A 26,293-nucleotide genomic window follows, 5' to 3' on the forward strand; every position below is an offset into this window, starting at 1 on the left:
ATTCGGTGGGCACGTGGTGCCCACCCTACGTCAGATTGGAAAACATGAAAAACACTATCCGCATTTTTACCGCATTGGCTCTGGGCCTGGGTTTTGCCACGGCCCAAGCCGAGCAACCGGCGTTGAAAGTCTGCACCGCCGAAAACGAAATGCCTTATGCCAACCAAGCCGGCGAGGGCTTCGAGAACAAGCTGGCGCACTACGTAGCCGAGCAAATGGGCCGCAAGCTGGAAACGGTGACCTGGACCGACCCGCGTTACTTCATCCGCGACTACCTGGACAAGGGCTTGTGCGACGTGGTGATGGGTGTCGATGCCGGCGATCCGCGCCTGCTGACTACGGCGCCGTATTACCGCTCCGGTTACGTCTTTATCAGCCGCGAGCAGGATGCGCTGGATCTGCAGAACTGGGACAGTCCGGCACTGAAACAAGCCAAACGCATCGCTTTCGCGCCGGGTACGCCGGCCGAGACCATGTTGCGGACCATCGGCCGTTACAACGAAATGTTCAATTACCAACAAGAATTGGCCGGCTTCAAGTCCAAGCGTAACCAGTACGTCAAATACGACAACGACAAACTGGTCAACGAAGTGGCATCCGGCAAAGCCGAAATCGCGATTTTGTGGGGACCGGCGGCGGCGCGTTACGTGAAGGCTGCGGCGACACCACTGACGATGACGCTGATTCCGGATAACGCCAAGCGTGCCGACGGCGAGAAAGTCGGTCTGCACTACAGCACCGCGATCGGGGTGCGCAAAGGCGATACCGCATTGCTGGAGCAATTGAACAAAATCGTGCGCGAGAAACAGGACGATATCGAGGAACTGCTGGAAGCGGAAGGTATTCCGCTGCTGGAGGAACCCGCTAGCGCCTTGTCCATGAACTAACAGGAATCATTTAATGAAATTGAAGACATTTTTCAACGGCGTAGCGCTGACTCTGTCGCTGGCAACGGTGTCCGCCGTTCAAGCAGACATCACCTTGCGTCATGCCTTGACCGGCGAAGCGCTGGATTTGAGTTTCGCCAAGAAAGGCGGCAATACCGACAAATTCAAGCAATTCATGCAGACCGGCAAAAACCCTTACAACGGCGACGCCGAAGCCGCCAAGAAGGGCGAGAGCCTGTACATGACCGGCTGCTCCGGCTGCCACGGCCACGAAGCCGAAGGCAAACTGGGTCCCGGTCTGGCCGACGACTACTGGACCTATCCGCGCGGTCTGACCGACCAGGGCTTGTTCGAAATCCTGTTCGGCGGCGCCAACGGCATGATGGGCCCGCAATACGTCAACTTCAGCACCGACGACATGCTGCACATCATGGCGTTCTTGCGCAGCATTTATAAGGGCGATCCGAAGAAGGCGGAGTGGTTGAAATAAACACCCTCACCCCCGGCCCCTCTCCCAGAGGGAGAGGGGAGATAACCCCTAACCGCTTAAATCGCAACAGGCCAAAAAAAACCCTCTCTCACATTGGGAGAGAGGTTGGGGTGAGGGATATTAATTGATTTATTAGGAGATCAACATGAACAAATTAGTACTGTTAGGTGCGGTATTGCTGGCCCTGGGGCTGTCCGGCACGGCGAAAGCCTACGACGGCACCAAATGCAAAGAAGCCGGCAACTGCTGGGAACCGAAGCCTGGCTATCCGGCGCAAGTAGCCGGCAGCAAATACGACCCGAAACACGATCCGAACGAGTTGAACAAACAAGCCCAGTCGATCAAGGAAATGGAAGCGCGCAACGCCAAACGCACCGAAGTTCTGGCGAAAACCGGCAAGTTCGTTTACGACGTGGAAGACAAATAACCCGGACCAGGCTTTATCGAACCCTTAGGAAGCCGCCAGGGAAGGCGGGGCCTAATTTCCGCGATTGCCGATCATAAACCTTTTATTCGGTCCGGGATGAGCGTGTCGATGAGGCGTAGGCCGGAATAAGCCGATAGGCGTTTCCGGCGTTTTCAGCTTATTCCGGTCTATCTCCCCAAGCGTTCTCGGCAACGGACTGTGCGGTAAACGCGTCCCAACAGGATAAAACCACTCTGCTCCGGCAAAGTAATGCGCCGGGGCTTTTTTATGACTATGAATTCAGAACATCAACTCAGCGACGGGTGCGAACAGGCCCTGAATTTCGAGCGCCAAATCAACCGCATCGTGATCGGCCAGCAGGCCGCGGTGCGCAACCTGACCATCGCGGTGTTCGCCCGCGGCCACGTGTTATTGGAAGGCCAGGTCGGCGTCGGCAAGACCACCTTGCTGCGTACCGTCGCTCAGGGCTTGGGCGGCCGTTACCAACGCATCGAGGGCACGATCGATCTGATGCCGTCGGATTTGGTGTATTACACCTACCTGGACCAGGACGGCCGGCCGCGGGTCGATCCGGGGCCGCTGCTGAAACAGGGCGAGGAACTGGCGGTATTTTTCTTCAACGAAATCAATCGCGCCCGGCCGCAAGTGCATTCGCTGCTGCTGCGGGTGATGGCCGAGCGCGCCGTCGGCGCCTTCAACCGCGAATACCGGATGCCGCACATGCTGGTATTCGCCGACCGCAACCGGGTCGAACGCGAGGAGACCTTCGAATTGCCGGCCGCCGCCCGCGACCGTTTTCTGATGGAAATCAACATCGCCGCGCCCGATGACGACGCGGTACTGGATCAGTTGATGTTCGACCCGCGTTTCCACGATGTCGATGCCTTGATTGAGGCAATGCCGGCGTCGGCGATCGGTTATCAAAACCTGAACGCGCTGGGCGCAGCGATTCAACAGCGGGTGCAGGCCGCGCCGGCCCTGCACAAATATGCGCTGGAGCTGTGGCAGGCGACTGCCAAGCCGCAGGCTTACGGCATTAGCCTCAGCGACGTCGACATCGGCCAATTGCTGCAATCCGGCGCCAGCCCGCGCGGCATGAGCTATCTGATTCGTGCGGCCAAGGTCAGGGCCTGGCTGGAAGGCCGCGACAGCTTGTGGCCGGAGGACTTGCAGGCCGTGTATGCGCCGACCATGAGCCATCGCCTGTTTTTAAACCCCATTTACGCCTATCGCCGGGAGGTCTTGCTTCCGGAACTGGTCAACCAAATCTTGCAGCGCATCGCCGCACCCTAAACTTATGGATTGGAAACGATTTTTACCCGCACTGGTCCCGCACGCCGGGCTCGGCCATTTGCTGGAAACCTATTTGACCTGGTCCGGTGTCGGCATCATCAGTTCCTTGATTGCCAGCATGCTGGACGCCTATTCCGACATTCCGTACGCCGCTTACTACACCAGCGCGCTGAACGACGCGGTCGGCTTCAAGTTCTGGATTTTGTTGTCGGTGATCGGCATTTTGCTGTTTTGCGTCAGCGTGCCGGTGCTGTACTTGTCCTTGCGCTTGCCGCAACTGGCCGGATTTTCGGCGCGCTTGCGCCGCTTTACCTACACCTTCTTCCTGGTCGCGTTCGACGAAGGGGCGTTGATGATCGGCATTTTGACCGCCAACTTTTTCGATACCAACGAACGCATTTCGCTGTTGGCCAATAAGTCGTTCCTGTTCAGCGACGTCGGCTTCTTCACCATTGTTGCGCTGTTGATATTGGACTCGCTGCTGTGGCTGCTGGGCGAGGCGATTTACAGCCGCAATCAGCGCGGTTATTCCGGCGTGGTGGAACTGCTGGTGAATGCGCCGCTGAAATATGCCTTGCCGGGTTATTTACTGGTGACCGGGCTGGTAGTGCAGGTCGTCGTCACCCAATAGCCAGACCTCATTCCGTCAGCATGTCTCCGGCTAACCGTGCCATGGCCTCCCGTATCGAACCTTTCTGCTATCGTTTGCCCAGACCGGCCGTCGAGGTTTACCCCGGCACCCATCCCGGCCAGATGGTCGGCAACGGCCAATTATTCAAACGCCATGAGGCGCTACTGGCGCGGCCCGATCCGCGCCGGCTGGATTTGCGCGCCAGTCTGCTCGATCCGTTCGGCCAATACCGGGTCAAGGCCTACCAGGAACATGACCGGGTCGAGGTCATGGTATTGGCGGACCTGTCGGCGTCGCTGGCTTACCGCGGCGTTTTCGATAAACGCCAAGTCATGCTCGACCTGATTCGTGCCATCGCCGAATCGGCTTTGGCTTGCGGTGATCGGATCGGTTTTGCCGGTTTCGGTCCCGACGAGAAGCCCTTGTTGTATGCGCCGCCCGGCGGCGATCTGAGTTGGTTGTCGTCCTTGAGCGGCATCATCGAACAATTGCCGCAGCAACGCGGCTGCCAAGGTTTGTGGCAGGCCGGCGCTTACTTGCCGCGGCGGCGGGCCTTGTTGTTTTTGCTCGGCGACGGCCATTGGCCGACCGCGCAATTGCCTGCTTTATTGGCGAGCGTAGGTCGCCACGAACTGGTGCCGTTGTTGATCTGGGACGCCGCCGAATACCGCGCCTTGCCGGATTGGGGGTTGCTGGCACTGCAAGATCCGGAAAGCGGTCGCTGCCGGCGATTGTGGCTGCGGCCGGCCCTGAAACGGCGCATCGAGCTAGCCTACAGCCGGCGCCGGTCCCTGTTGCAGCGTTTGTTTCGCGCCGCCGGCAGCGAACCGCTGTTCATCGAACAGGGGTATCGGGTCGAACAATTCAATCGTTATTTCCTGGAGCGGGCAGCGTGAAGTCGTGCCGATACCTAGCAGCATTCTCGCGTCTGGTGGTGTTGGCGATTGCGGCAGCGTTGGCAGCAGCGTGTGCCGGCGGCCCGAGCCGGCCGGTCGAGGCCTTCAATCTGGAGACGCCGCGGCCGTTCGGTTATCAGATCGGCGATACCGTGCCGATGCGGATTCTGGTGCAGACCCGGCCCGGCGTGCAACTGCAGCCTGCCAGCCTGCCCAAGCCCGGCCCGCTGAACCGTTGGTTGAATCTGCGCCGGATCGAACTGGTCGAGGCCGGTGCCGACGCGTACCGGATCGACCTGGAATACCAGGTGTTTTATGCGCCGCTGGAAGTGAAAGCCCTGACCATCCCCGGCTTTGCCTTACGCTTCAGTCAATACGGCCAAACCGTCGAGGAAAGCGTGCCGCCGTGGCAGTTCACGCTGGCGCCGTTGCGGGAATTGATCGCCCGGCAGGATGTCGACGGCGAATATTTACGGCCGGATCAACCGCCGGCCTTGTTGTCGACCGCTGCCGTGCGCACCAATCTGGCATTGGCGCTGGCGGCCGCGGCGGTGTTGGGCTTGAAGCTGGCGCGGCAGTACGGTTATCTGCCCTGGTTTGCCCGGCGCAGTCCGTTCAAAACCGCCGAAAAGCATTTGCGCCGCTTGGCGCCGGCCGAATTGGGCGCCGGACTGGCTGCCTTGCACAGCGCGTTTAATGCGACTTACGGTGCACCGGTATTCGGCCATCGTCTGCCGGAGTTTTTGCGGGCGCATCCCGAATTCGGCCAAATCCAATCCGAACTGGTCTGGTTTTTCGATTACTCCAACCGGTTTTTCTTTGCCGGGCAGCCGGACTTGGTCGGCGCCGATTTCGATCGCCTGCAAAAACTGTGCGGCTGGTGCCGGGCCATAGAGCGGGGCAGCCGGTGAATCTGGCCGTCGAACAACCCTGGCTGTTGGCCGGCCTGCTGCTCTGTGCGTTGCCCTTGCTGCGCTACGGCCAGCGCGTAGCCGGCCATCCGGCGTTGGACCTGATACCGGCGGACGGGCTGTCGCTGGCGGTCGACGCCGCCATCCGGCTGCTGGGCGCGTTGGCCTTGGCGGGGCTGGTACTGGGGATGGCCGGGATTTACCGGACCGAGCAGCAGGTCGAGCGCATCGGCCATGGCGCGCATATCGTGTTGCTGCTGGACCGCAGCAACAGCATGGATCAGACCTTTGCCGGCACCGCCGCCGAAACCGGCGGGGCCGAGAGCAAGGCCGCCGCCGCCCGGCGTTTGCTAAGCCAATTCGTCGAACGCCGCGAACACGATTTGATCGGCGTCGCCGCTTACAGTACTTCGCCGCTATTCGTCACGCCGCTGACCGAGAACAAGCAGGCCGTAGCCGCCGCCATCGCCGCAACCGCGCGGCCGGCGCTGGCCTATACCAACGTCAGCAAGGGTTTGGCGCTGGCCTTATCCTACTTCGACCAACGCCCGGCGGCCGGCGCCCGTATCGTTTTGTTGGTGTCGGACGGCGCCGCGGTGATCGATCCGGACAGCGAAGCCAAGCTCAGAGAATTGTTTCAGCGCCAGCAGGTACGCTTGTACTGGGTGTTTTTACGCACCGCCAATAGCCCGGGCCTGTTCGACCAGCCGAGCGATCCGCGCGACGACAACGCCCAGGCCATGCCGGAGCGCTATTTGCATTTGTTCTTTTCCAGCCTGCACATTCCCTATCAGGCCTATCAAGCGGAAGACCCCGGCGCGATGCGGCAGGCGATCGAGGATATCAACCGGCTGGAACAACAGCCGCTGCATTATTTCGAACGGATTCCGAAGCAGGATTTGGCGCCGCTGTGCTACCGCAGCGCGGCGTTGATGCTGTTACTCCTGATCGCTGTTAAAGCTTGCGAGGCCAAATGTTAATCAGACGCATCAAACACGGTTTTTGGTGGACCGCGCTGGCCGCGGCACTGGCGGTGGCACTGAGCCAGGCCTGGCTCTGGGCCGGAATTGCCGGGCAAAACCGGCTGATCGGGCAGTTGCTGGCCGGACGCGATGTCGCGGTCGAGGATTTGGCTAATGCCGATCCGGCGCTGCGACTGGCGCGGGCGGTGTATTTACGCAAAGCCGGGCGTTACGACGATGCGTTGGCGACCTTGAACCTGTTGTTGCAGCAGGTGCCGCCGGCCTTGCGCGCTCAGGCCCGCTACAATCTGGGCAATCTGTATCTGGCCCAAGCCCAGGAGAAGTTGAAGGCAGGCGGTGTCGATAGTGCGACGCCGTTGGTCGGCTTGGCCAAACAGGCCTACCGCGAGGCGCTGGCAGCCGACCCCGGCTTTTGGGATGCCAAATACAATCTGGAAGTGGCGATGCGTTTACTGCCGGAAATGGACCGGATCAACAGCGGCAATCAGGAAGACGACGGTTCGCAAAAGTCCGAACTGTGGACTTCGTTGCCGGGCTTTCCGCGTGGCTTGCCGTAATGCCTAGCTTCAGGTTGGAACATGGCATTCGCTAATCCAGTCGCAAGCTGTCACTGCCGGAGATATTGCCAATGACGCTAGTCAAGGATTTTCGTTTCTGGCTGTTGGCCGCGGCGCTGGTGTTGGCCCTGGTCGCGGCGGCCGGGCCGACCCGCGTTGCCCGCCAGCCCTTGTACCGGCTGGTGTTCGTCGTCGACATCACCCGCAGCATGAACACCGAGGACTATCAGAGCGACGGCCAGTCCGTCAGCCGGCTGGAGTTCGTCAAGCAGACCCTGCGCCGGCAACTGCTGGCCTTGCCCTGCCAATCGCAAGTCGGTTTGGGCGTGTTTACCGAACGGCGTTCGGTAGTGTTGTTCGAACCGATCGAAGTCTGTGCCGGCTTTGCTGAAATCGATGCGGCCATCGCGGCCTTGGATTGGCGCATGGCCTGGGCGGCGGACAGCCGCATCGCCTCCGGCCTGGCATCGACGCTGGAAGCCTTCAAAAACAGCCGGGATAGTTTGGTATTTTTCAGTGACGGCCAGGAAGCGCCGCCGCCGAATCCGCGCTACCAACCGGATTTGACCGTATTCAAAGGTCAGGTCAAGGGCTTGATCGTCGGCGTCGGCGGCGACCAGGCGGCGCCGATTCCGAAATTCGATGCCAACGGCAAGCGTTTGGGGTTTTACCGGCCGGAAGATGTACCGCACCGCTCCACTTTCGGCGAGTCCGATTTGAATCCGGAAAAAATCGAAGGCTACGACGCTCGCAACGCGCCGTTCGGCAGCCGGGCAGTGAGCGGCGACGAGCATTTGAGCCGCTTGCACGAAGACTATCTGCGTAAACTGGCCGGCGACAGCGGCTTGCGCTATCAGCGCCTGCTGGATGCGGAAAGCTTGGGTTTGGCGCTGGCACAGAGCGGCTTTGCCGAACCGGGGCAGACCGAAACCGACATCGCCTGGCAATTTGCCGGGTTGGCCGGGTTGGCGCTGGCGGCGCTGTACTGGCGCAACTAAGGCTTAGTCAGCCGGCGGGCAGTCGGCGGCAATCGCCAAGGCCCGGTCGATCTCGTCCAGCGAGTTGTAAAAATGCGGCGAGAAACGCACGCCGCCGCCGCGCAAGGCGCAGACTACGCCGTGCTGTTGCAGATGCCGGTACAGCGTCTCGTTACCGGCTTCGCGGTGTTTGAACACGACGATGCCGGACTTCAGTCTGGGCGCCGCTTCGGAAAGCAACAACAGATTCGGCTGATTGCGGATGGCGTGGCGTAAAAAGTCGCTGCGTTCCAGCACCAGCGTTTCCACGGTTGCCATCCCGGTCTCCAATAACAACGACAGGCTGGCCGACAGGGCCTGAATCCCGAGCATGTTCGGGCTGCCGCATTCGAAGCGGCGGGCGCTGGGGTGAATCTCCCAGGGCCGGTTCTCGTAGTTGTGGGTGTCCTTCATCATGTGCCAGCCGTACTGGCTCAAACTCAGCCGCTCCCTCGCCTCAGGTGTGGTGTAAAACACGCCCAAGCCCTCCGGGCCGAACAGCCATTTGTGGCCGTCGGCCATCGCAAAATCTGCTTGGCAAGTCTGTACGTCGAATTGCACCGCACCCAGGCTTTGAATCGCGTCGACGCAAAACAGGATGCCACGCCGCTTGCAGAATTCGCCGATCCGCTCCAAATCCATTCTCAGGCCGGAACCGAATTGAATCGAACTGACGGTCAGCAGCCGGGTGTTTTGGTCCACCAGCGCAAACAGCGCGTCTTCCGGCGTCGCTGCGCTGCGCAGGTCGGCTTCGCGGAATTCCACGCCCTGGGCCGCCAGCGCTTGCCAGGGCAGGCGGTTGGAGGGGAACTCTTCGTTGCTGGAAACGATGTTGTCCCCGGCTTGCCAGGTCAGGCCGCAGGCCACGAAAGACAGCGCTTCCGAGGTGTTTTTGACCAGGGCGATATCGTCGGCCGACGCCGCGTTGAGCAGTTCCTTGAACTGGCGCCGAATCAGCAATTCTTTTTTCAGCCAATCCGGGTAGTAATGCGAACCCCAGTCGCGGTTTTGTTCGGCAAAGGCGATGACGGCGGCACTGGTGCGTTTCGGCCACGGCGCCACGGCGGCATGGTTCAAGTAGATCAATTCGTCGCTGAGCGGAAATTCGGGATGTTTCATAATCGGGGCTCCGGCTGGTAGGAATGCCGCGCGGGGCACGGGTGACTGGCTCGAGACCAATCATAACGGGGGTGGCGGCGCAATTTCAATCGATTGTCGGCATTTACCGGCTACCGGCAAAGCTCGGTGTCGGCCAAGCCGTGATATAAAACGCTATTGGCGGCCGCGAACCGTTGCCGCGACTAAACATTCAGATTTTAAAAGTTATCGAACATGATGGAATTGATTTGGATTAGCGCAGCCTATCTGACTGGCCTGGTCGCCAGCAGGTTGTCGTTTCCGCCGTTAGTCGGCTATCTGGCGGCCGGCTATGCCCTGAATGCGCTCGGCGTCGCGCCGTTGGCCGATCTGAACCACATCGCCGAGATCGGCATCGAACTGCTGTTGTTTTCGGTCGGGTTGAAATTGAAACCGGCGTCTTTGATCCGGCGCGAGGTGATCAGCGTCGGCGGTGCCCACCTGTTGATGACCACGTTTTTTTCGGCGCTGGTATTTTTCTGGTTGGAGCGGCATGTCACCGGCGGCTTGGTGCTGGGCGTCAGTCTGGCTTTTTCAAGTACCGTGCTGGCGATCAAGGTGCTGGAAGACAACGGCGAATTGTCGTCGCTGCACGGCCGCGACGTGATGAGTATTCTGATTTTGCAGGATATCGTCGCGATCGGGCTGCTGGCGGTGGCGGAAGGCAAACAGCCGACGCATTGGGCATTGGCCTTGTTTTTGTTGCCGCTGCTGCGGCCGCTGGCCCATCGGATGCTCGCCGCCAGCCGTTCGTCCGAACTATTGCTGCTCCTGGGGGTCACCCTGGCTTTGGCCGGTGGCGTTGCCGCCGAAAAATCGGGGATATCGGCCGACATCGGCGCGTTACTGACCGGCATCATGCTGGCCAACCATGCCAAAATCCACGAGTTGACCGACCGCTTGTGGAGCTTGAAAGAACTGTTCCTGGTGGCGTTTTTTCTGCAGATCGGTATCAGCGATCTCCCCAGCCGGGAACAAGTGTTCATGGCGCTGCAATTGTTGGCGTTGTTGCCGGTGCAAGGCATATTGTTTTTCGGTTTGTTCCTGTTTGCCGGTCTGCGGGCGCGTACCGCTTTCGTCTCGACGCTGGCGTTAACCACTTACAGCGAATTCGCGCTGATTACCACCCGTGCCGTGGTGGACGCCAACTTGCTGCCCGGCGAATGGAATGCCGTCATCAGTCTGGCGGTGGCCGGCTCGCTGGCGTTTGCGGCGCCGCTGAACCGCTACTCGCACGTCCTGTTTTCCTGGTTCGAACCGTTTCTGGTGCGCTTCGAAAAGAAAACCGGCAATCCGGACCGATTGCCGGAATCCTTCGGCGTCGCCGAATGGCTGGTGATCGGCATGGGCCGCACCGGCGTATCGGCCTACCAGGCCTTGTCGGCTCAGGAGCAGCGGGTAGTGGGCCTGGACGCCGACCCCACCGTGCTGGAAAACCTGTTGGCCGAGGGCCGGCGCGTGGTCTACGGCGATGCCGAGGACAGCGAGCTGTGGAGCGGATTGCGCCTGGAGCGAATGAAGGGCGTCGTAATTACCGTGCCGGACGTCGAAACCCGTCTGCTCGCCATCAGCCAATTGCGCAAACGCGGCTTCAAAGGCCGAATCGGCACACTGTGCCACCACCAGGACGAAGAACCCGAACTAAACCGTGCCGGCGCCGACTTCGTGATACACCCGTTGGTTGAAGCGGGTAACCAATTAGCCAGAAATATGTTGGGGGGTGAGGGGTGATGACGGGGTGTTGGGCGGCGAAAGTCGAGCCATAAGCGAGTTGGTTGATATTTCCAATGACTGCTAATGGGTCATTGGCTGAATCTGCGTTTGTGGACGTAGGCTGGGTTGAATGACAATGAAACCCAGCTTCGAAGCCGATAAGTTTCGTTATAAAAAAGTAGTTTGAATGCAAAGAATCCTGGTTGTTTCAAGGCATCTGCTGGGTTTCGCGTTGCTCTACCCAGCCAACGGTCCTGAGCGGCAAATGTCGACCCATAAGCGACAGTTGGTTGAGATCTCCAATGACTGCTAATAGGGCATAAGCTGAATCTACGTTTGTGGATGTAGGCTGGGTTGAATGATAATGAAACCCAGCTTTGAAGCCGAAGAGTTTTGAAATTCAAAAAACATTTGGATGCAAAGAAACTTGACTATTTCAAAGTATCAGTTGGGTTTCGCGTTGCTCTACCCAGCCTGCGGTCCTGGATTGTTATCGAAATCGAAGAAATTAGATACAGTTAGGGGCTTTATTTCTACATATTGCCCTTCAATATGTTTTCCTTGATTTCCCCAGAAACTGATAAACTTTTTTCCATCTTCGCTTAATTTAGCTATGCATTCGTCATTCTCGATATAATCTTCTAGATCATCTTCGCCATATCCATGATTACTGATGTGTGATAATAGTTTTTTAGATAACTCAGCGTAGGAAACTGACCTCTGTCGAGCATGAAGACAAAGCGCATTAATTATCTTGTCTAATGTATGAACTTCTGATTTTGGCTTTGGTTTAGCTGAATTGGTTAAGGATACGCAATACCATGCATCGTTAGACTGATAGAGTCTATCGTATGCGGATACTGCATCTTTAATAGTTTTTGCATATTCGTACTCATTTATATAAAAAGTTGCTAAATGCGAGCTTAGTCTAATAACCAAAGGATTGTAGGATTCAGTCCTTGAATAAATAGGGTATTTAATATTGCGTAGTATTAGAATAAATTCTCTATCAGGAAGCAGAGAATAATGGACTTCAAATTCAATTAGCAAAATGTTCGATTCTTCATTTCCTATTGCTGCTATTGGTTTAGACTTTTCATTAAGGCTGTATTTTTCAACAAGATTTTGACTTAATACGATTTTTTCATACATAATTTTTTCAATAGAACGGAATAAGCAATTACATCGTGTTTGTTTATCGCATTTGGCTACCAATGTAGCTTTAGGTATGAAGCTTGATATCTACACAAACACTAACAGTTTAACTTCCTTTATCAGAGATGACTATTTGCTAACTATCGAAAGGCGGCTTTTGGCCGAAAGCCAACTCAGCCAGACCCCGCGCCCGCCAACACACCCTTCCGAAGTTAATTTAACGCCATTGCCCTCGCGGTTTGCGAGGCTCCGGGCCGAATGGTTTTTATCCCTCTCCGGCCAAAGCGTTTTTTCTTGGTAAGCTATGCAGCCAATTCAACCAATGCCTGCCAATGGAGATATAGATGACCACGATTTTTCGCCTTACCGCCGCCTTGTTGTTAAGCCTGGGCGCCGACAGCGTTTACGCTTACGGCAGCGGCCAGAGTTCCAGCCATTGCGATAAGCCGGCGTTTTCCGAGTTTCAACCGGCGGCCAACAAATATTTGCAGACGTTTCAGGAGTTCTCGCTGTCGGCATCCGCCAACACGACGCCGACGTCTATCTTGGTCCATGTCAGTGCCGGCGATATCAAATACGAATATACCGCCAAGGAACTCTACATCAGCCAGCACAAAAGCGGGCGTTACGAGGTGCGCGGCAAGATAGACCGGCCGATCGAGCACGGTTTCGTCAGAATCAGCGTCACGGCGCACAGCAAGCCGAGCTGCGAAAAAACCGACGGCTATCTGGTCCGGATCCAGTAATTTGAGCCCCGGCCGCGCTTCCGGGGCGGTTGTGGGCGATCAGGGTTTGCCTTGCAGTTGTTTTAGTGCCGCCGCGACTTTTTGGGCGTCCAGGGCCGGGTCCACATCGTTGTCGATACGGCGCACCTTCAATTCGGGGTCGATGATGAAAGTCCAGCGTTTGGCCATGGTCAACACCGGCATTTTCGCGCCGTAAGCTTCGGTGACGCTGGCGTCCGGATCGGAGAGCAGCGTGAAGCCGAGTTTGTGCTCGCGGTGGAATTTGGCCAATTCGGCAACCGAATCGGTACTGAGGCCGTAAACCTCGGCACCTTGCTGGCGTATGGCCTGAATCGCGTCGCGGAAGGCGCAGGCCTGGGCGGTACAGCCCGGCGTCCCGGCTTTGGGATAAAAATACAGTACGGTCCAGCCATTGCCGCGGCGCGAGTTCAGGTCGAACTCGCCGCCGTCGTGGGTCTTGGCCTGAAACGTGGGTGCGGTATTGCCGATTTGCAATTGCTCGGCAAAGGCAGGCGGCAGGCCGCCGAAAAACAGTACGAGTGGGATCAATAAGGCGCTGAATCGATTCATGGATATTTTCCTCGGCAGGGTGACGGTGGGAGCGTGCCGGCTATTGTCGGCCAAGGCCGGCGCTTTAGGTAGCATTTGTTGAGCGGTAGCAAAAAAGTTGTGCCGCGGCGCTAAGTTCCCGACGCGAACAGGCGGCGGCGCAGGCGGCAGTGTGGAATAATCGGGCCGTTTGCAGCAAGTGTTTCGTCAGCACAGCGTTCGAAGCAGCAGCGTCCAGTGGCTTACCGCCAAGGGGGGATCCCATGAACCGGCCGCGCCGTTATTCCAGTTTTACCAACAGTGTTTTGCTCAGTGCGCTGAGCCTGGCGCTGCTTGTCGCTTCGATTTTCCTCTATCTCCATCTCGAAACCCGAATTGACGCTGCCGAACAGTCGGGCCTGGCGCGGCAGTGTACGGCCGACGCGTTGCGGCAAACTGCCGTCGAATCGCGGCGGCTGGCGCTTGCTTATGTCATTCGCGGCGAGCTAAGCGACCGGCAGCGTCACCGAGAAATCCGGGATAGCCGTAACGCTGGCGGTGCGGTGCGGTCGGATTCAATGCGCGAGGCTGACTTTACCGCTGCGGAATTGGCGAAACTGACGCAGGCGCAGGCCAAAGCGGATCAGTTGGCGGATATCGAATTGGCAGCGGTGCAATTGGTCGAAAACGGCGTACACGACGAACTGGAACGACTAAAGGCGGCGGCGATGCTCGAAAGCCAAGCCTATCGCCAAACCGAGGCCGAATTTCTGCAGACGCTCGCCGAGGCCGGCGCTATGGCGCGGAGCAGAACGGCATTGCTGGTAAAACACAATCGCGATATTGCAGCAGCGCTTGGCTTGGCCGTGGCAGCGGCTGGCCTGATGCTGGCGTTGGCGTTATGGCGGGTCCATCGCAGTGTGTTCGGCATTTTGGGCGCCGCGCCGGAAGAAGTGCGTACTCAAATCGCCCGTTTGGGTCGCGGCGATTTCGCGCAACAGCCGCCAGTACCGGATGATTTGAGCGATAGCGTGATGGGCTGGTTATCGGAAACTCAACGCCAGTTGGCGCAAGTCGATGCCGAGCGGCGGGAAGCGGAAGCCAAAACCCAACGTCTGACTCAGCTGTACGCGGCATTGAGCCAGTGCAATCAGGCCATCGTCCGCTGCAGTTCCGAAGCCGAATTGTTTCCGCAAATTTGTCGCGATGCGGTCATGTTCGGTGGCATGAAAATGGCCTGGATCGGCATGTTGGACCCAAGCGGGCAGTACCTGCTGCCGGTGGCGAGTTACGGTAGCGGTGTGGAATATCTGGCCGACATCGAGATTAGTATCGATCCCAGACAAGACTCCGGTTGTGGACCAAGCGGAACCGCGTTGCGTGAAGACCGGGTTTACTGGTGTCAGGACTATCTGAACGATCCGGCGACATCGGTGTGGCACGACCGCGGCGCCCGTTGCGGCTGGCTGGCATCGGCGGCTTTGCCCTTACACCGGAATGGCACGCCGGTCGGGACTTTGAATCTGTATGCCGATAGCGTCAATGCGTTCGATTTTTCGGCCCGCAATTTGTTGTTGGAAATGGCGATGGACATCGACCACGCCTTGACCGGCTTCGAACGCGATGCCGAGCGCCAGCACGCCCTGCAAATGGAAACTTTGCGCACTTTCATGTTGGAGCGGCTGAACAGCGGCGGTTCCTTGCGGGAGTTGTTGGACGAAGTGGTGCGTAAATTGGAAAGCGCAATGCCGGATTGTATTTGTTCGGTATTGCTGTTGGACGAAAGCGGGCGGCAGGTGCGGGTTGCCGCGGCGCCCGGTTTGCCGGATTTTTACAACCGGGCGATCGACGGATGCGAAATAGGTCCCGGAGTCGGTTCTTGCGGCAACACTGCATTTACCGGTCAACGTACTGTTGTTGCCGACATCGCTCAACATCCGTATTGGAAAAACTTTAAAGAGTTGGCGGCGCAAGCCGGCCTGGGGGCTTGCTGGTCGGAGCCGATTTTGGGTTCCGGAAAAAAAGTGCTGGGTACCTTTGCGATTTACCAGCGCTACCCGGCGTCTCCGGATCATTTTGCTTTGCGTCTGCTGGATATGGTGGCGCATTTTGTGGCTTTGGCCATCGAGCGCAAACAAACCGAAGAACACATTTACCATTTGGCCAACTACGACCCGTTGACCGGCTTGCCTAACCGCAGCCAGCTAAACAACCACTTGAAATGCGCGTTGGGACTGGCCCAGCGGGCTAACGGCCAACTGGCGCTGATGTTTTTGGACATCGACCACTTCAAAGACGTCAACGATACCTTGGGACACAGCGTGGGCGATGCCTTGCTGGTCGAATTGGCTTTGCGCTTGCGTGCCGCGCTAAGGGTGGAGGATATCGTTACCCGACTGGGCGGGGACGAGTTCATCGTGCTGCTGCCGGGCGCCAATGCCAATAGCGCGGCGGTGATCGCCCAAAAATTGTTGGACGCGATTTCCGAACCGTTTCGTATCGAGCATCACGATTTGATTATGAGCGCGTCCATCGGTGTCGCGTTGTATCCTGACGACGGCGAGGATCTGGAGACCTTATCGAAAAGCGCCGATACCGCGATGTACCGGGTGAAATTGGAGGGCCGCCACGGTTGCCGTTTCTTTACGCCGGAAATGCACGCCAATTCGGCGCGGAATCTGCAATTGGTCACCGGCCTGCGCCACGCGCTGGAGCGCGGCGAACTGGAGTTGCACTACCAGCCGCAGTTGTCGTTGAAAACCGACAAGATAACCGGCGCCGAAGCCTTGCTGCGTTGGCGTCATCCCGAACTGGGCCTGGTATCGCCGGCAGAATTCATTCCGGTCGCCGAGGATAGCGGTCTGATCCTGCCGATCGGGGAATGGGTGATCAGAACCGCGGTTCGCCAAGCCAGGCAAATCATGGCCGAAGGGCTGGGGCCTTTGGTCATGGCGGTGAATTTGTCCGCGGTGCAATTTAGCCAGCCGACTCTGCCGGATTTGGTTGGCGGCATCTTGGCCGAAGAAGGCTTGCCGCCGGAATATCTGGAATTGGAGTTGACCGAAGGCGTGGCGATGAACCATCCGCAGACGGCGATTGCAGCAATGGAGAATCTGCACCGGCGCGGTATCCGGGTCGCCATCGACGATTTCGGCACCGGTTATTCGTCCTTGAGTTATCTGAAGAAATTCAAAGTCTACAAACTGAAAATCGACCAGTCGTTCGTGCGGGATATCACCACCGACGCCGAAGACAAAGCGATCGTCAGCGCAGTGATCAGTCTGGCCGACAGCCTGGGTTTGGCGACCATCGCCGAAGGCGTCGAAACGCCGGAGCAGAAAGCCTTCTTGCGCCAGCAAGGCTGCGACGAAATGCAGGGCTATCTGTTCAGCCGGCCGTTGACCGTCGCCCAGTTGATGGATTTTTTGCGCTAAGCTTGTGGCGTCAGGCCGCCTGTTGCGGCCGCTTCGATGCGGAGCTTGCCGATGAACAATCCTCGACCCCTTTTCGACCGTTGGCCGCAGTCGTTGCCGGTGCCGGTGCCGCCGGCAGCCGTGCTGCTCGGCATCGGCGGCCTGATTGTCTTCAGCATGTGTTTTTACACGATTCCGGCCGAGTCGGAAGGCATCGTCTTACGCTTCGGCGAATTCATCGAGCAAGTGCCGTCCGGCCTGCATGCCAAGTTACCGTTTGGAGTCGATGAAGTGATAACCGTGCCGACCCAACGCCAGCAAAAGCTGGAATTCGGCTTCGCCACGCCCGGTTTCACCAATCCGGATCAGGCCGGCGAAGAGCCGGAGCTGGAGCGGGCAATGGTGACCGGGGATTTGAACTCGGCGCTGGTGGAATGGATCGTGCAGTACCGGATCACCGACCCGGAAAAGTATTTGTTCGATGTGCGTGATCCCGGCCTGACCTTGCGCGACATTTCCGAAGCAGCGATGCGGGAAGTGGTCGGCGATCGCTCGGTGGACGAAATCATCACCATCGGCCGGCAGGAGATCGAAGAAACCGTGCTGGCACGGGTACGCGAACTGGCCGAACGCTATCGTTTGGGCGTCACGATCAATCAGGTGCAATTAAAAAACGTCAATCCGCCGGAGCCGGTGCAGCCATCGTTTAACGAGGTCAACCGGGCGCAGCAGGACCGGGAGAACGTGATCAATCTGGCCAACGGCGAATACAACAAGGCGGTGCCGAAGGCGCGCGGCGAGGCCGACCAGAGGATACGCGCCGCCGAGGGTTACCGCTTCAAACGGATCAACGAAGCCGAAGGCGACGTCACCGCTTTTAACCAAGTCCTGGAACAGTATTTGAAGGCGCCGGAAGTCACTCGCGCCCGGATATACCTGGAAACCATGGCCGAGGTGCTGCCGCAGGCCAAACAACAAATCATCGTTGACGACACGGTGCAACAGATTCTGCCGCTGTTGGCGGTGCCAGGTCCGTCAGGTGTCGAGGTGGCGAAATGAGCGGCGCCGGAAAATCGTTAGGCTTAATCGCGATCGCGCTGGTTTTTTTGCTGACCTGTGCCTACACCGTCAACCAAACCGAGCAGGTCATCGTTACCCAATTCGGCAAGCCGGTCGGGCCGCCCATCACCGAGCCGGGTTTACATTTTAAATTGCCGCTCGTGCAACAAATCAACAGCTTCGACAAGCGCTATCTGGCTTGGGACGGGCCGATGGTGGAAATGTCGACCAAGGACAAAACCTACGTTCAGGTCGATACTTTTGCCCGCTGGCGCATCACCGATCCGATGCGCTACTACCTGCGGCTGCGTGACGAGCGTAGCGCCCAATCCCGGCTGGAAGACATCCTGGGCAGCGAAACCCGTACCGCAATCGCCCGTCATGAACTGATCGAGGTGGTCCGCACCGACAAGGATCGCAAGCCGATGCAGGACGAGAGTCTGGCAGGCCTCGCCAGCGAAGCCGGAATCGGCGTGTTGCGGCCGATCCGGGTTGGCCGGGTAGCGATCGAGCGCGATGTATTCAACGCGGCAGCGCCGAAATTGGCCGAGTTCGGCATCGAATTACTGGACGTACGCTTCAAACGGATCAATTACAACCGGCAAGTGTTGGAGCGGATACACCAGCGTATGATCAGCGAGCGCCTGCAAATTGCGCAACGTTTCCGCTCGGAAGGCGAGGGCGAAGCCGCCCGTATCCACGGCAACAAGGAACGCGATATCAACGAGATCGAATCCGCGGCTTACAAACAGGTCCAGGAAATTCAAGGCGCGGCCGACGCCAAGGCCGCCGAGATTTACGCCAAAGCCTACGCACAAAAGCCGGAAGCGGCGGAGTTCTATAAATTCCTGAAAAGTATGGAGACTTATCGGGCCGTGATCGGCGGCGAAGCCAGTCTGGTGCTGTCCACCAACAGCGACTTATTCGGCCTGTTGAAACGCGCTGATGCCAAAGGGCGTTGACGGCTTTACCGGCGGCCGCGCGCGGTTAAGTCGGAATTAAGTTGCCGCTCGCATGATGCATCCCAACACGATCATTTTGCGAAAAGGAGCTTTGATATGTGTAAGAAAACCATAATTGCCGTTTTGAGTTTGGCGTTTTCGTCGGCCGCATTGGCCGACCACGAAGGTTGGGGCCACCGTTGGGGCCATCACCACCATCATCACCACGATTATTACCCGGAATACCGGGAGCGGGTGATTTACTACCAACCGGCGCCGCCGCCGGTGGTGGAATACGTTCCGGAGCCTTCGTACTATGCACCGCCGCCGCGGCCGCGTTATGACCAGTACGACCAACGTAACCCGCAAGGTTTGCTGGGCGGCATGGTCGGCAGTGCGATGGGCTACCACTTCGGCGGCGGCGACCCGTTGGCCGCCGGCATCGGCGCCGCGGCCGGCGCACTGTTAGGTAACGGCATGTACTGATCCGATTGCCGAGTCCGGTCGGCCGTCAGCGACCGTGACTTAATAATTAAGCAGTTGGAAAAAGCTTTTCGGCGCGCCGCAAATCGGACATTGCCAGTCGTCCGGGATGTCTTCCCAGCGGGTGCCGGGAGCGATGCCGCTGTCCGGATCGCCTTTGGCTTCGTCGTAAATGTGTTCGCATTCGCGGCAATGGTATTTTTTGTATTCGGCCATACCTTTCTCTCCCGGTTAAGGCGTAAGTTCGGCCAAGAAGCGGTCGAAGGTCATCACCATCAGCGGCAAAATGCTGAGCAGGCGGTGGTCCGAGTCCAGCATGTGCAAGCGGGCGCGGTGCTCGCGGCAAAAGCGCCAAGCGTTTTCAGGCGGCACGACGTCGTCTTGCCAGCCGTGAAATACCTCGATGTTGTCGGTGCCGGGGGCGAAACGGTGGCGCGCATAACCGGACAGGTAAAACGCCGGGGCAATTAAAAACAGGCCATGCGGCTTGATCGTTTCGGCGGCGACGGTCGCCACGTAAGCGCCCATGCTCGAGCCGGCCAGCACGATCCGCTGGTAACCGCGCAAATCCATCGCCAACAGTCGATCGATTCGCCATTCCGGATCGTTGCTGGCCTGATAGTCCGGGCTAATAAACTCGAAACCGCGGCTCCTGGCCACCTCGGCCAGCGCCAGGGCTTTTTCGCCCCACGGAATACTGTCCTTGCCGTGGTTGTATACCACCAGGTTATTCATCTCTTCCCCCTCATTTTCGAAAAAACAGATTAGCCAGCACAGTGATCAGCACACTGGCCACGATCATCGACGTGATCGGAATGAACACAAAGCTGTTCTTATTTTGAATACGAATGTCGCCGGGCAATTTGCCGAACCAACTGACCAGCCAAGGCGCGTAGTTGATGACCAAACCCAGGGCCAGAAGCAGGGCGCCAATACTTATCAAGGCTTTGCCGGGTTCCATGCTAACTCCTTTTCTTAAAACTTACCGGGCTATTCTATGCCGTCCGGGTTTGTTGTGCAGCGCCAGGCTCGGGTTGACTTGTTCCAGGGAGGGCTAAAATAGCGAGCTGTCCGAAACCCGCTTGAGGTTAATCGAGATGTGGTCGTTTGGACGCGTTCTTGGTGGGCGGATCAGTTGAGGATAATCTTGGCTGCAGGTCGATTGGCTAAAGTCGACCAAAAAAGACAGTCGGTTGAACTTTCCAATAACTGTTAATAGATAATAAACTGAATCTGCGTTTGTGGGGGTAGGCTGGGTTGAATGATAATGAAACCCAGCTAGAAACCTTAAAGCTGGGTATCGCTGTTGCTCCACCCAGCCTACGCTCCTATCGTCGCTACGCTTTCACCGTCAAGTTACCCTTATCGTTAGTGATTTCAGGAACCTCTCATGTCCAAGCCCGACTACTCCTGGACCTGCCCTTACTGTAGGCAAGTAGCAACAATTAAACCTGACAACGTCAGTAGCTATCTGCACACCTTCGAGCGGAATAACAAGCTCGGCTTGCTGGGCCTTTATACTTACGCAACTGTTTGCCCCAACAGTAAATGTCGGGATTTCACGATCATCGCTTCACTCTATAACGCTCAGCACACCACCAATGGCGTTCGCGTTGTCGGTGAGCCGATCATTCGTTGGGATCTCAAACCACAGTCATCGGCAAAGCCATTTCCAGACTACATTCCGCCCCCCATCCGCCAAGACTATGAAGAAGCATGTCTGATTTGCAGTTTGAGCCCAAAAGCGTCAGCGACACTTTCGAGGCGCTGCCTTCAGGGAATTATTAGGGACTATTGGGGCATTACGAAAGCGCGCCTAGTGGATGAGATTGCCGAACTTAAAGACAAAATCGACTCCACAACTTGGCAGGCCATTGATGCCGTTCGAAGCATCGGCAATATTGGGGCGCACATGGAGAAGGACATCAACCTTATCGTTGATGTTGAGCCGCAAGAGGCGGACCTGCTCATACGCCTGATCGAAGTTCTTCTGGAAGAGTGGTACATCCGCCGTCACGAACGCGACGAACACATGCAGAAGGTTATCGCAGCGGCTCAAGGAAAGGCTTCCGCAAAGAATGGCGACAATCACTAACCCGGCGGTCAACCGGAGCGAACCCAACAGCACAGCTATTGGGTTCGCTCCGCGCTGGCCGGTTACCTCTACGTTATGCCTAACCATAGGAGGGCAGATGGAATCGATAACAGCTTTCGAAAAGGTGAAGAACCCCATCATCACCCTCATAGGAGGACTGTTGCTTGGCGGCTATGTTGCGTGGAATTCTGATGTAGGCATTCATGAAGAGCGCGTAAAGCTTCTAGAGGCAACGAAAGCCGAGTTGGAGCGTAAAGCCCGGTAGGATGCGGTAAACGGCGTGCACCGCATCGTTCGCGACTGGTGCGGTTCGTAAAAACTCACCACACCCTACGCCTGCTTTGGGCTGGACTGTTGACATTGACACTTTAGTTCCGTCTGGTGGCTAATGGCGGAATCCAGCCAAACCCAAACATCATCCAAACCACATGCACCCGACTATCTCCGCCATTCATTCAGACATTACCGAACTGGCCGTCGATGCCATCGTCAATGCCGCTAATTCTTCGTTGCTCGGCGGCGGCGGGGTGGATGGGGCGATTCATCGTAAGGCGGGACCGGAATTATTGGCTGAGTGCCGCAGCTTGGGCGGTTGTGCGACCGGAGAGGCCAAGCTGACCAAAGCCTACCGCTTGTCGGCCAAATACGTCATTCATACCGTGGGGCCGGTCTGGCGTGGCGGCTCGGAAAACGAGGCTACGCTGTTAGCCGCCTGTTACAGAAATTCGCTGCGGCTGGCGGCGGCGCAGCGGCTGGAGAGTCTGGCCTTTCCCTGCATCAGTACCGGTATTTACGGTTATCCGCCGCGCGAGGCTGCGGAAATTGCCGTCGATACCGTTGTGGGCTTTTTAGGTGACCCGGCGTATCGGCTGGCCGTGACCTTTTGCTGTTTCTCGGAAGCGGATTTGCATATCTACCGCGCCTTGTTGAACAAGGCGGTTTAAGGCGTAACCACCACCTGGGCGAAGCCGCCGCCCGGCGTGCGGAAATTGGTGGTTTGGCCCTGGTACAGCCGGGCGCACACCAGTTGGGTTTGACCGCGATAGACGAAATGGCGTAAATCCAGTTTCAAATCGCCGACATCCAATTGCCGCTCGCTGGGTTTGACCAGCGTCTGCGCTACATAATCGTGGCGCAGAATCTCGTCGAACACCCGCAAGGTCAGCTTGTCGCCGCGGTAGGCCGCTTTGCTGCCGTAGCCTTTGGCCGGTTTGAAGAATAACTGCTTACGCTGTTGCCAGAACCACTCGGCATGTTGCGCTTCAACGATGCGGGTTTCAGCGATACCGCGGCGGAGAATGTCGCGGCTGGCGGCGTCGATGCCGATTTCGGCCAGGAATTCGGCGTCGCCGAGCAAGGCCAGATTTCTTTTGTCCGCATACAGCGCATGGTTGCGCGGATGCGGCGTCAACACCACGTCGCCGGTCAGATAAGCTTGCAACAAGGGCTGGTGTTTGGCGTGTTCCAAACCGAAGTCGGTCAACCGGTTATAAACCAGATCGATCTTGATATCGCCGTGCCATAACGCCGCGTTACGATGGCTCAGCTCGGCCGGATCGAAAATCACAGTTCGGATGCCGTGGCGTTCGAACAGCGCTTGAAACAGCAGAAATTCCGGCCACAGGTATTGGTTTTGCGGGTCTTCGTCGACGATTGCTACGGTTTGCAAGGCTTGTCCGCCGCGTTCGCAGCGCCATTCGTCGGCGAACATCTGCATGAATTGCGCTTCCGGCGCGCTTCCGGTTGCCGCCAACGCCGGCCCGTCGCCGGGGCGCTGGCTGCCGGCTTCTTCGCAGCAGCGCATCTGCGCCCGGATCGCCAACGCGTTTAGCAAACCGCCGCCGGCATTGGAGTTGATTTCGATCAGCTTGGGTCCGTCCGGGCTCAAATGGAAATCGTAGCCGACGAATACGCCGTGGGCCTTGGCCGGAAAGTGCGCCGATTCCGGCGCATAGCCTAGCACCCGTTTTTGGTAGGCGGGCAGGGCGATGACTGTTTCGGCCGCGGCGATGACGGCCAACTGCGCCTGCAGGCCGGCCCGGTCCAGAAACACCGGCGCTTCGGCAAACAAATGAGGCCTTTCCTCTCCAATCATTCGGTATATGTCGTGCGCGGCGTCCCAGTCGGCCAATTCCCGGCGCAACAGCTCCCGGCTCAGCGAGGCACAGCGGCAGCTTCGGTTGAGTTGTTCGGCGTTTAGCGCCAGTTTAGGCAAGGGGGCGAGAGTCATTGGCTATCCGGCAAGCGCGGTTTCTTTTGGCGTTATTTTAACTCGCCGGACGTCGCGGCCCGGAATAGTTTCGGTGTGGCGAGTTTGGCTGGGGACAAAGCTTGTGTGAGAGAATGTAAAGTTATGAAAATTGCCGGACGGTGCGATACGCACTTGGCAATGCCGGACTCGTTGCCGGCCCGATTTAATCCGATCAACCCGATTCAAGCCGTAACTATGTTCTGTTCGCTAAGTTTGCTCCGTATTCTGCCGCGTTTTTTCACGGTTTTGCTGATGTGTCATTGGGGTGTCGCCGCCGGAGCGGCTGAAACCGATGTCGGCAAAGCCATCGAGGCCTTTCTGAACGGCGGCGGCTCAGCGCTATTGTCCGGAGCCGAGCTGTCTGAGCAGCGTCCGGCCCTGATTCAGTTATACCGGGCCAATGGCAATCGCTTGTTGTGGTTTGGCGGCGCCAACCCGGCGCAGAATCGGGAACAGGCTTTGGCCGTATTACGGAATGCGGCCGATGAAGGCTTGAATCCCCGCCATTACGACGCGGAACGTCTGGCCGCATACGCCCGGCTGGCCGAGACTGCGGCACCGGATGCGCTGGCCGGTTACGATTTGGCCTTGTCTGCGGCGCTGCTGCGTTATGCCGGCGATCTGCATTCGGGACGGGTCGATCCGCGGAAACTGGATTATCCGGCGCAGCTCGGCGGATTGCGGCCGCAGCCGGATTTGGCGGCAGTCCTGCAACGGCATTGGCAAATGCAGAGTCTGGCGCAATTGCCTGCCGAACTCGCGCCGAATAACGAGCAATACCGGTTGCTGAAGCGTGCGCTGGCCGACTTCCGCCGCCGATTGCCGGGGACCGAAGCCGGCGCCGGCTTGGTATTCGCCAAATCGCTGCACCCCGGCGAGGGCGACGCCCAGATGCCGGAACTGCGCCGACGACTGCGCGAATTGGGCGAAGCTGACCTTCCGGCGGCGGCCGATGCCGACAAGGCCGCCGATATTTACGACGAAGCCAGCGTCGCCGCAGTCAAGCGGATTCAGGAACGCCAGGGCTTGAAGGCCGACGGTGTGATCGGCCGACAAACCCTGGCCTTGCTGAACCAATCGGTGCCGGAAAAAATTGCCGCTATCGAATTGGCCATGGAACGCATACGCTGGTTGCCGGAACCCCCGGCCGGGCCGCATATCGTCGTCAATATCCCGGCTTTTCAGCTCTGGGCTTTCAAGGATTCGCAAGACCCGCAACCTTTGCGGATGAAGGTGATCGTCGGTAAAGCCCCGGAAAATTTGACGCCGATGCTGGCGGAGGACATGAAGTATCTGGAATTCATGCCCTACTGGAATATTCCGAAAAGTATCATGGACAAGGAAATTCTGCCGAAATTGGAAGGAGACGAAGCCTTCCTGGACGATCAGGACATCGAACTGGTCGAGCGATACAGCGACGACGAACAGGAAGAAGATGTCGTCGCCGATCTCAAGCAAGGCCGGCTTCGCGCCCGCCAGCGTCCCGGCGCGAACAATCCGTTGGGCCGGGTGAAGTTCGTGTTTCCGAACAAAGCCGAGGTCTATTTACACGATACGCCGGGTAAGGCCGCGTTCAACCGCGACCGGCGCGATTTGAGCCACGGCTGCGTCCGCGTCGCCGAGGCCGATAAACTGGCCGAGTTCGTGTTGAGCGACCAGGAAGGCTGGAATCCGGATACCATCCGGCAGGCAATGGCCGGGCCCAAGACTCAGCGCGTCAGCTTGAAAAAATCGGTACCGGTCTTGTTTTTCTACGCGACCGCATTTGTTGATCGCGACGGCAAGCCGCGCTTTTATCCGGATATCTACGGTTACGACGCCGCGTTGCGCAATGCGCTCAACAAATCGGTTCCCGAAACCGGCTCGCAATTGACCAGCAAAGGCAACGCTACCGCAGGTAGTTAGTGGGCCGTTATCAATCCGGCCCCTAAAGACCGGTCGGCGTGAGTCTTGTCGATAGGCTTTTCGACCAGGCCAGTCCGCTCGGCATACCAGTCATTGACGGGGCCGGGTTCATCAGCGCGCGCCCCTGTCATCCTTAAGCCGTTCGCTGCGAATTCGAGTGCTACCGAAGCTCGCGCCCGCAAATTTTTACGGTAAATTCCAAGACGCAGGGCGTTGCGCTCATTGTCTTCGGGCCGTCATGAAAGTCTATTATCTTTACCGTAGCCAGTCCTTAACCTTGTCCGCCAAGCAGGCATGGGCGTTTTTTTCGTCTCCGCACTACTTGAACCGGATTACGCCGGATTTTTTTCACGTCGATATCGCGTCGCCGGTGCCGGAGCAGATTTACGGCGGCTTGCTGATTTGCTACCGGATGAAGGCGGTCTTGGCTTGGCCGATGGTCTGGTTGTCGGAAATCACGCACTGCGACCAGCCCCGCCGGTTTGTTTACCAGCAACGCGTCGGACCATTCGCATTCTGGAGTCATGAAGTGGCGATTACCGAAACCGGCGACGGCGTGGAGGTCGAGGATATTGTGTTTTATGCGATGCCGTGGGGCTGGTTCGGCCGATTTATGCACCGAATTTTGATAGGCGGCAAATTGCGGCAAATTTTCGATACCCGGCGCGATTATCTGTTGCAACGTTGGGGCGGCGCAGCAAGCAAACCGGACTGACGCGCGCGATTGACATTTGCGCGAGCCAGGCATTTAATCCCGAATACCAAACCAAACTTCA

General features: G+C 57.9%; 28 protein-coding genes. 21 read left to right on the forward strand and 7 right to left on the reverse strand.

What is annotated here, in order from left to right; translation table 11 throughout:
* The first annotated feature begins 44 nt into the window (after nucleotides 1-44).
* The 10 genes from moxJ to PL263_RS00800 all read left to right on the forward strand — a co-directional run bounded on the left by moxJ (nucleotide 45) and on the right by PL263_RS00800 (nucleotide 8,073).
* Nucleotides 45-887: a methanol oxidation system protein MoxJ gene (moxJ, locus tag PL263_RS00755; RefSeq protein ID WP_278211232.1), complete on the forward strand. Its 843-nt coding sequence runs from the start codon at nucleotides 45-47 to the stop codon at nucleotides 885-887.
* A gap of 13 nt (nucleotides 888-900) precedes the next feature.
* Nucleotides 901-1,377 carry a cytochrome c(L), periplasmic gene (moxG, locus tag PL263_RS00760; protein ID WP_140911123.1) on the forward strand — a complete coding sequence of 159 codons (477 nt, stop codon included), beginning with the start codon at nucleotides 901-903 and terminating at the stop codon, nucleotides 1,375-1,377.
* A gap of 145 nt (nucleotides 1,378-1,522) precedes the next feature.
* Nucleotides 1,523-1,804: a methanol dehydrogenase gene (locus PL263_RS00765; protein ID WP_278211233.1), complete on the forward strand. Its 282-nt coding sequence runs from the start codon at nucleotides 1,523-1,525 to the stop codon at nucleotides 1,802-1,804.
* A gap of 273 nt (nucleotides 1,805-2,077) precedes the next feature.
* Nucleotides 2,078-3,097, forward strand: a complete 1,020-nt coding sequence (locus tag PL263_RS00770; RefSeq protein ID WP_278212842.1) for a MoxR family ATPase — start codon at nucleotides 2,078-2,080, stop codon at nucleotides 3,095-3,097.
* A 4-nt stretch (nucleotides 3,098-3,101) separates the two neighbouring features.
* The gene (locus PL263_RS00775; protein ID WP_140911125.1) at nucleotides 3,102-3,728 is read left to right on the forward strand and encodes an MxaP protein; all 627 of its coding nucleotides are present in this window, start codon (nucleotides 3,102-3,104) and stop codon (nucleotides 3,726-3,728) included.
* A gap of 41 nt (nucleotides 3,729-3,769) precedes the next feature.
* The gene (locus tag PL263_RS00780; protein ID WP_278211234.1) at nucleotides 3,770-4,624 is read left to right on the forward strand and encodes an MxaS protein; all 855 of its coding nucleotides are present in this window, start codon (nucleotides 3,770-3,772) and stop codon (nucleotides 4,622-4,624) included.
* On the forward strand, nucleotides 4,621-5,535 hold the full coding sequence (locus tag PL263_RS00785) for a nonribosomal peptide synthetase MxaA (protein ID WP_278211235.1): 915 nt from the start codon (nucleotides 4,621-4,623) through the stop codon (nucleotides 5,533-5,535). The genes PL263_RS00780 and PL263_RS00785 overlap by 4 nt, the downstream gene beginning before the upstream one ends.
* Nucleotides 5,532-6,515 carry a vWA domain-containing protein gene (locus tag PL263_RS00790; protein ID WP_278211236.1) on the forward strand — a complete coding sequence of 328 codons (984 nt, stop codon included), beginning with the start codon at nucleotides 5,532-5,534 and terminating at the stop codon, nucleotides 6,513-6,515. Before PL263_RS00785 ends, PL263_RS00790 begins: the two co-directional genes overlap by 4 nt.
* Nucleotides 6,509-7,075 carry an MxaK protein gene (locus PL263_RS00795; protein WP_278211237.1) on the forward strand — a complete coding sequence of 189 codons (567 nt, stop codon included), beginning with the start codon at nucleotides 6,509-6,511 and terminating at the stop codon, nucleotides 7,073-7,075. The genes PL263_RS00790 and PL263_RS00795 overlap by 7 nt, the downstream gene beginning before the upstream one ends.
* Nucleotides 7,076-7,146: 71 nt before the next feature.
* Entirely contained in the window at nucleotides 7,147-8,073 is a 927-nt protein-coding gene (locus PL263_RS00800; RefSeq protein WP_278211238.1) for a vWA domain-containing protein, read from the forward strand.
* A 3-nt stretch (nucleotides 8,074-8,076) separates the two neighbouring features.
* Here the strand turns inward: PL263_RS00800 and PL263_RS00805 are convergent, their stop codons facing one another.
* Nucleotides 8,077-9,210 (reverse strand): aminotransferase class V-fold PLP-dependent enzyme, encoded by a 1,134-nt coding sequence (locus PL263_RS00805; RefSeq protein WP_278211239.1) that lies wholly within the window; start codon nucleotides 9,208-9,210, stop codon nucleotides 8,077-8,079.
* A 213-nt stretch (nucleotides 9,211-9,423) separates the two neighbouring features.
* On the opposite strand from PL263_RS00805, the gene PL263_RS00810 reads away from it, so the two are divergent.
* The gene (locus PL263_RS00810) at nucleotides 9,424-10,959 is read left to right on the forward strand and encodes a cation:proton antiporter family protein (RefSeq protein WP_278211240.1); all 1,536 of its coding nucleotides are present in this window, start codon (nucleotides 9,424-9,426) and stop codon (nucleotides 10,957-10,959) included.
* A gap of 447 nt (nucleotides 10,960-11,406) precedes the next feature.
* Here the strand turns inward: PL263_RS00810 and PL263_RS00815 are convergent, their stop codons facing one another.
* Nucleotides 11,407-12,093, reverse strand: coding sequence for a hypothetical protein (locus tag PL263_RS00815; protein WP_278211241.1), 687 nt, complete (start codon nucleotides 12,091-12,093; stop codon nucleotides 11,407-11,409).
* A gap of 347 nt (nucleotides 12,094-12,440) precedes the next feature.
* On the opposite strand from PL263_RS00815, the gene PL263_RS00820 reads away from it, so the two are divergent.
* Complete coding sequence (locus tag PL263_RS00820; RefSeq protein ID WP_278211242.1) at nucleotides 12,441-12,842, forward strand: hypothetical protein; 402 nt, start codon at nucleotides 12,441-12,443, stop codon at nucleotides 12,840-12,842.
* A 39-nt stretch (nucleotides 12,843-12,881) separates the two neighbouring features.
* Here the strand turns inward: PL263_RS00820 and PL263_RS00825 are convergent, their stop codons facing one another.
* Complete coding sequence (locus tag PL263_RS00825; protein ID WP_278211243.1) at nucleotides 12,882-13,412, reverse strand: peroxiredoxin; 531 nt, start codon at nucleotides 13,410-13,412, stop codon at nucleotides 12,882-12,884.
* Nucleotides 13,413-13,654: 242 nt separating this feature from the next.
* Between PL263_RS00825 and PL263_RS00830 the strand changes: the two genes are divergently transcribed.
* The 4 genes from PL263_RS00830 (at nucleotide 13,655) to PL263_RS00845 (ending at nucleotide 19,269) form a co-directional block, all read left to right on the forward strand.
* A complete protein-coding gene (locus PL263_RS00830) occupies nucleotides 13,655-16,804 on the forward strand; it encodes an EAL domain-containing protein (RefSeq protein WP_278211244.1) in 3,150 nt (1,049 codons plus the stop codon).
* Nucleotides 16,805-16,855: 51 nt separating this feature from the next.
* A complete protein-coding gene (hflK, locus tag PL263_RS00835; RefSeq protein WP_278211245.1) occupies nucleotides 16,856-17,842 on the forward strand; it encodes an FtsH protease activity modulator HflK in 987 nt (328 codons plus the stop codon).
* A complete protein-coding gene (hflC, locus tag PL263_RS00840) occupies nucleotides 17,839-18,804 on the forward strand; it encodes a protease modulator HflC (protein WP_278211246.1) in 966 nt (321 codons plus the stop codon). The genes hflK and hflC overlap by 4 nt, the downstream gene beginning before the upstream one ends.
* A gap of 96 nt (nucleotides 18,805-18,900) precedes the next feature.
* Nucleotides 18,901-19,269 carry a hypothetical protein gene (locus PL263_RS00845; RefSeq protein ID WP_278211247.1) on the forward strand — a complete coding sequence of 123 codons (369 nt, stop codon included), beginning with the start codon at nucleotides 18,901-18,903 and terminating at the stop codon, nucleotides 19,267-19,269.
* Nucleotides 19,270-19,308: 39 nt separating this feature from the next.
* Here the strand turns inward: PL263_RS00845 and PL263_RS00850 are convergent, their stop codons facing one another.
* From PL263_RS00850 to PL263_RS00860, 3 genes are read right to left on the reverse strand one after another with little or no spacing between them, the layout of a single operon-like run.
* Entirely contained in the window at nucleotides 19,309-19,482 is a 174-nt protein-coding gene (locus PL263_RS00850; RefSeq protein ID WP_278211248.1) for a rubredoxin, read from the reverse strand.
* A 15-nt stretch (nucleotides 19,483-19,497) separates the two neighbouring features.
* Nucleotides 19,498-20,001 carry a YqiA/YcfP family alpha/beta fold hydrolase gene (locus PL263_RS00855; protein WP_278211249.1) on the reverse strand — a complete coding sequence of 168 codons (504 nt, stop codon included), beginning with the start codon at nucleotides 19,999-20,001 and terminating at the stop codon, nucleotides 19,498-19,500.
* 10 nt (nucleotides 20,002-20,011) lie between these two features.
* Complete coding sequence (locus PL263_RS00860; protein WP_278211250.1) at nucleotides 20,012-20,227, reverse strand: DUF2905 domain-containing protein; 216 nt, start codon at nucleotides 20,225-20,227, stop codon at nucleotides 20,012-20,014.
* 429 nt (nucleotides 20,228-20,656) lie between these two features.
* Here PL263_RS00860 and PL263_RS00865 point away from each other — a divergent pair, with 429 nt between their 5' ends.
* The 3 genes from PL263_RS00865 (at nucleotide 20,657) to PL263_RS00875 (ending at nucleotide 22,305) form a co-directional block, all read left to right on the forward strand.
* Nucleotides 20,657-21,361, forward strand: a complete 705-nt coding sequence (locus PL263_RS00865; protein WP_278211251.1) for a DUF4145 domain-containing protein — start codon at nucleotides 20,657-20,659, stop codon at nucleotides 21,359-21,361.
* Between the two features lie 97 nt (nucleotides 21,362-21,458).
* Nucleotides 21,459-21,626: a hypothetical protein gene (locus PL263_RS00870; protein ID WP_278211252.1), complete on the forward strand. Its 168-nt coding sequence runs from the start codon at nucleotides 21,459-21,461 to the stop codon at nucleotides 21,624-21,626.
* Between the two features lie 163 nt (nucleotides 21,627-21,789).
* On the forward strand, nucleotides 21,790-22,305 hold the full coding sequence (locus PL263_RS00875) for an O-acetyl-ADP-ribose deacetylase (protein ID WP_278211253.1): 516 nt from the start codon (nucleotides 21,790-21,792) through the stop codon (nucleotides 22,303-22,305).
* On the opposite strand, the gene PL263_RS00880 is transcribed toward PL263_RS00875, so the two are convergent.
* Entirely contained in the window at nucleotides 22,302-23,591 is a 1,290-nt protein-coding gene (locus PL263_RS00880) for a hypothetical protein (protein WP_278211254.1), read from the reverse strand. The genes PL263_RS00875 and PL263_RS00880 overlap by 4 nt on opposite strands.
* A 159-nt stretch (nucleotides 23,592-23,750) precedes the next feature.
* Between PL263_RS00880 and PL263_RS00885 the strand changes: the two genes are divergently transcribed.
* Together PL263_RS00885 and PL263_RS00890 are read left to right on the forward strand one after the other, a co-directional pair.
* Complete coding sequence (locus PL263_RS00885) at nucleotides 23,751-25,517, forward strand: L,D-transpeptidase family protein (protein WP_278211255.1); 1,767 nt, start codon at nucleotides 23,751-23,753, stop codon at nucleotides 25,515-25,517.
* A gap of 238 nt (nucleotides 25,518-25,755) precedes the next feature.
* Nucleotides 25,756-26,232, forward strand: a complete 477-nt coding sequence (locus tag PL263_RS00890; protein WP_140911154.1) for an SRPBCC family protein — start codon at nucleotides 25,756-25,758, stop codon at nucleotides 26,230-26,232.
* The last annotated feature ends 61 nt before the right edge of the window (nucleotides 26,233-26,293 follow it).

Origin of the sequence: Methylomonas sp. EFPC3, from assembly GCF_029643245.1 — a bacterium.
Classification (GTDB): domain Bacteria; phylum Pseudomonadota; class Gammaproteobacteria; order Methylococcales; family Methylomonadaceae; genus Methylomonas; species Methylomonas koyamae_B.

What these genes read in the sequence shown, in the direction of transcription:
- PL263_RS00810 (WP_278211240.1), top strand. Translation starts at nt 9,424, where the DNA reads ATGATGGAATTGATTTGGATTAGCGCAGCCTATCTGACTGGCCTGGTC.
- PL263_RS00815 (WP_278211241.1), bottom strand. Translation starts at nt 12,093, where the DNA reads ATGTATGAAAAAATCGTATTAAGTCAAAATCTTGTTGAAAAATACAGC.
- PL263_RS00800 (WP_278211238.1), top strand. Translation starts at nt 7,147, where the DNA reads ATGACGCTAGTCAAGGATTTTCGTTTCTGGCTGTTGGCCGCGGCGCTG.
- PL263_RS00860 (WP_278211250.1), bottom strand. Translation starts at nt 20,227, where the DNA reads ATGGAACCCGGCAAAGCCTTGATAAGTATTGGCGCCCTGCTTCTGGCC.
- PL263_RS00850 (WP_278211248.1), bottom strand. Translation starts at nt 19,482, where the DNA reads ATGGCCGAATACAAAAAATACCATTGCCGCGAATGCGAACACATTTAC.
- PL263_RS00880 (WP_278211254.1), bottom strand. Translation starts at nt 23,591, where the DNA reads ATGACTCTCGCCCCCTTGCCTAAACTGGCGCTAAACGCCGAACAACTC.
- PL263_RS00870 (WP_278211252.1), top strand. Translation starts at nt 21,459, where the DNA reads ATGGAATCGATAACAGCTTTCGAAAAGGTGAAGAACCCCATCATCACC.
- PL263_RS00775 (WP_140911125.1), top strand. Translation starts at nt 3,102, where the DNA reads ATGGATTGGAAACGATTTTTACCCGCACTGGTCCCGCACGCCGGGCTC.
- PL263_RS00855 (WP_278211249.1), bottom strand. Translation starts at nt 20,001, where the DNA reads ATGAATAACCTGGTGGTATACAACCACGGCAAGGACAGTATTCCGTGG.
- PL263_RS00770 (WP_278212842.1), top strand. Translation starts at nt 2,078, where the DNA reads ATGAATTCAGAACATCAACTCAGCGACGGGTGCGAACAGGCCCTGAAT.
- PL263_RS00885 (WP_278211255.1), top strand. Translation starts at nt 23,751, where the DNA reads ATGCCGGACTCGTTGCCGGCCCGATTTAATCCGATCAACCCGATTCAA.
- PL263_RS00795 (WP_278211237.1), top strand. Translation starts at nt 6,509, where the DNA reads ATGTTAATCAGACGCATCAAACACGGTTTTTGGTGGACCGCGCTGGCC.
- PL263_RS00865 (WP_278211251.1), top strand. Translation starts at nt 20,657, where the DNA reads ATGTCCAAGCCCGACTACTCCTGGACCTGCCCTTACTGTAGGCAAGTA.
- hflK (WP_278211245.1), top strand. Translation starts at nt 16,856, where the DNA reads ATGAACAATCCTCGACCCCTTTTCGACCGTTGGCCGCAGTCGTTGCCG.
- hflC (WP_278211246.1), top strand. Translation starts at nt 17,839, where the DNA reads ATGAGCGGCGCCGGAAAATCGTTAGGCTTAATCGCGATCGCGCTGGTT.
- PL263_RS00875 (WP_278211253.1), top strand. Translation starts at nt 21,790, where the DNA reads ATGCACCCGACTATCTCCGCCATTCATTCAGACATTACCGAACTGGCC.
- PL263_RS00780 (WP_278211234.1), top strand. Translation starts at nt 3,770, where the DNA reads ATGGCCTCCCGTATCGAACCTTTCTGCTATCGTTTGCCCAGACCGGCC.
- PL263_RS00890 (WP_140911154.1), top strand. Translation starts at nt 25,756, where the DNA reads ATGAAAGTCTATTATCTTTACCGTAGCCAGTCCTTAACCTTGTCCGCC.
- moxJ (WP_278211232.1), top strand. Translation starts at nt 45, where the DNA reads ATGAAAAACACTATCCGCATTTTTACCGCATTGGCTCTGGGCCTGGGT.
- PL263_RS00845 (WP_278211247.1), top strand. Translation starts at nt 18,901, where the DNA reads ATGTGTAAGAAAACCATAATTGCCGTTTTGAGTTTGGCGTTTTCGTCG.
- PL263_RS00825 (WP_278211243.1), bottom strand. Translation starts at nt 13,412, where the DNA reads ATGAATCGATTCAGCGCCTTATTGATCCCACTCGTACTGTTTTTCGGC.
- PL263_RS00830 (WP_278211244.1), top strand. Translation starts at nt 13,655, where the DNA reads ATGAACCGGCCGCGCCGTTATTCCAGTTTTACCAACAGTGTTTTGCTC.
- PL263_RS00820 (WP_278211242.1), top strand. Translation starts at nt 12,441, where the DNA reads ATGACCACGATTTTTCGCCTTACCGCCGCCTTGTTGTTAAGCCTGGGC.
- moxG (WP_140911123.1), top strand. Translation starts at nt 901, where the DNA reads ATGAAATTGAAGACATTTTTCAACGGCGTAGCGCTGACTCTGTCGCTG.
- PL263_RS00805 (WP_278211239.1), bottom strand. Translation starts at nt 9,210, where the DNA reads ATGAAACATCCCGAATTTCCGCTCAGCGACGAATTGATCTACTTGAAC.
- PL263_RS00765 (WP_278211233.1), top strand. Translation starts at nt 1,523, where the DNA reads ATGAACAAATTAGTACTGTTAGGTGCGGTATTGCTGGCCCTGGGGCTG.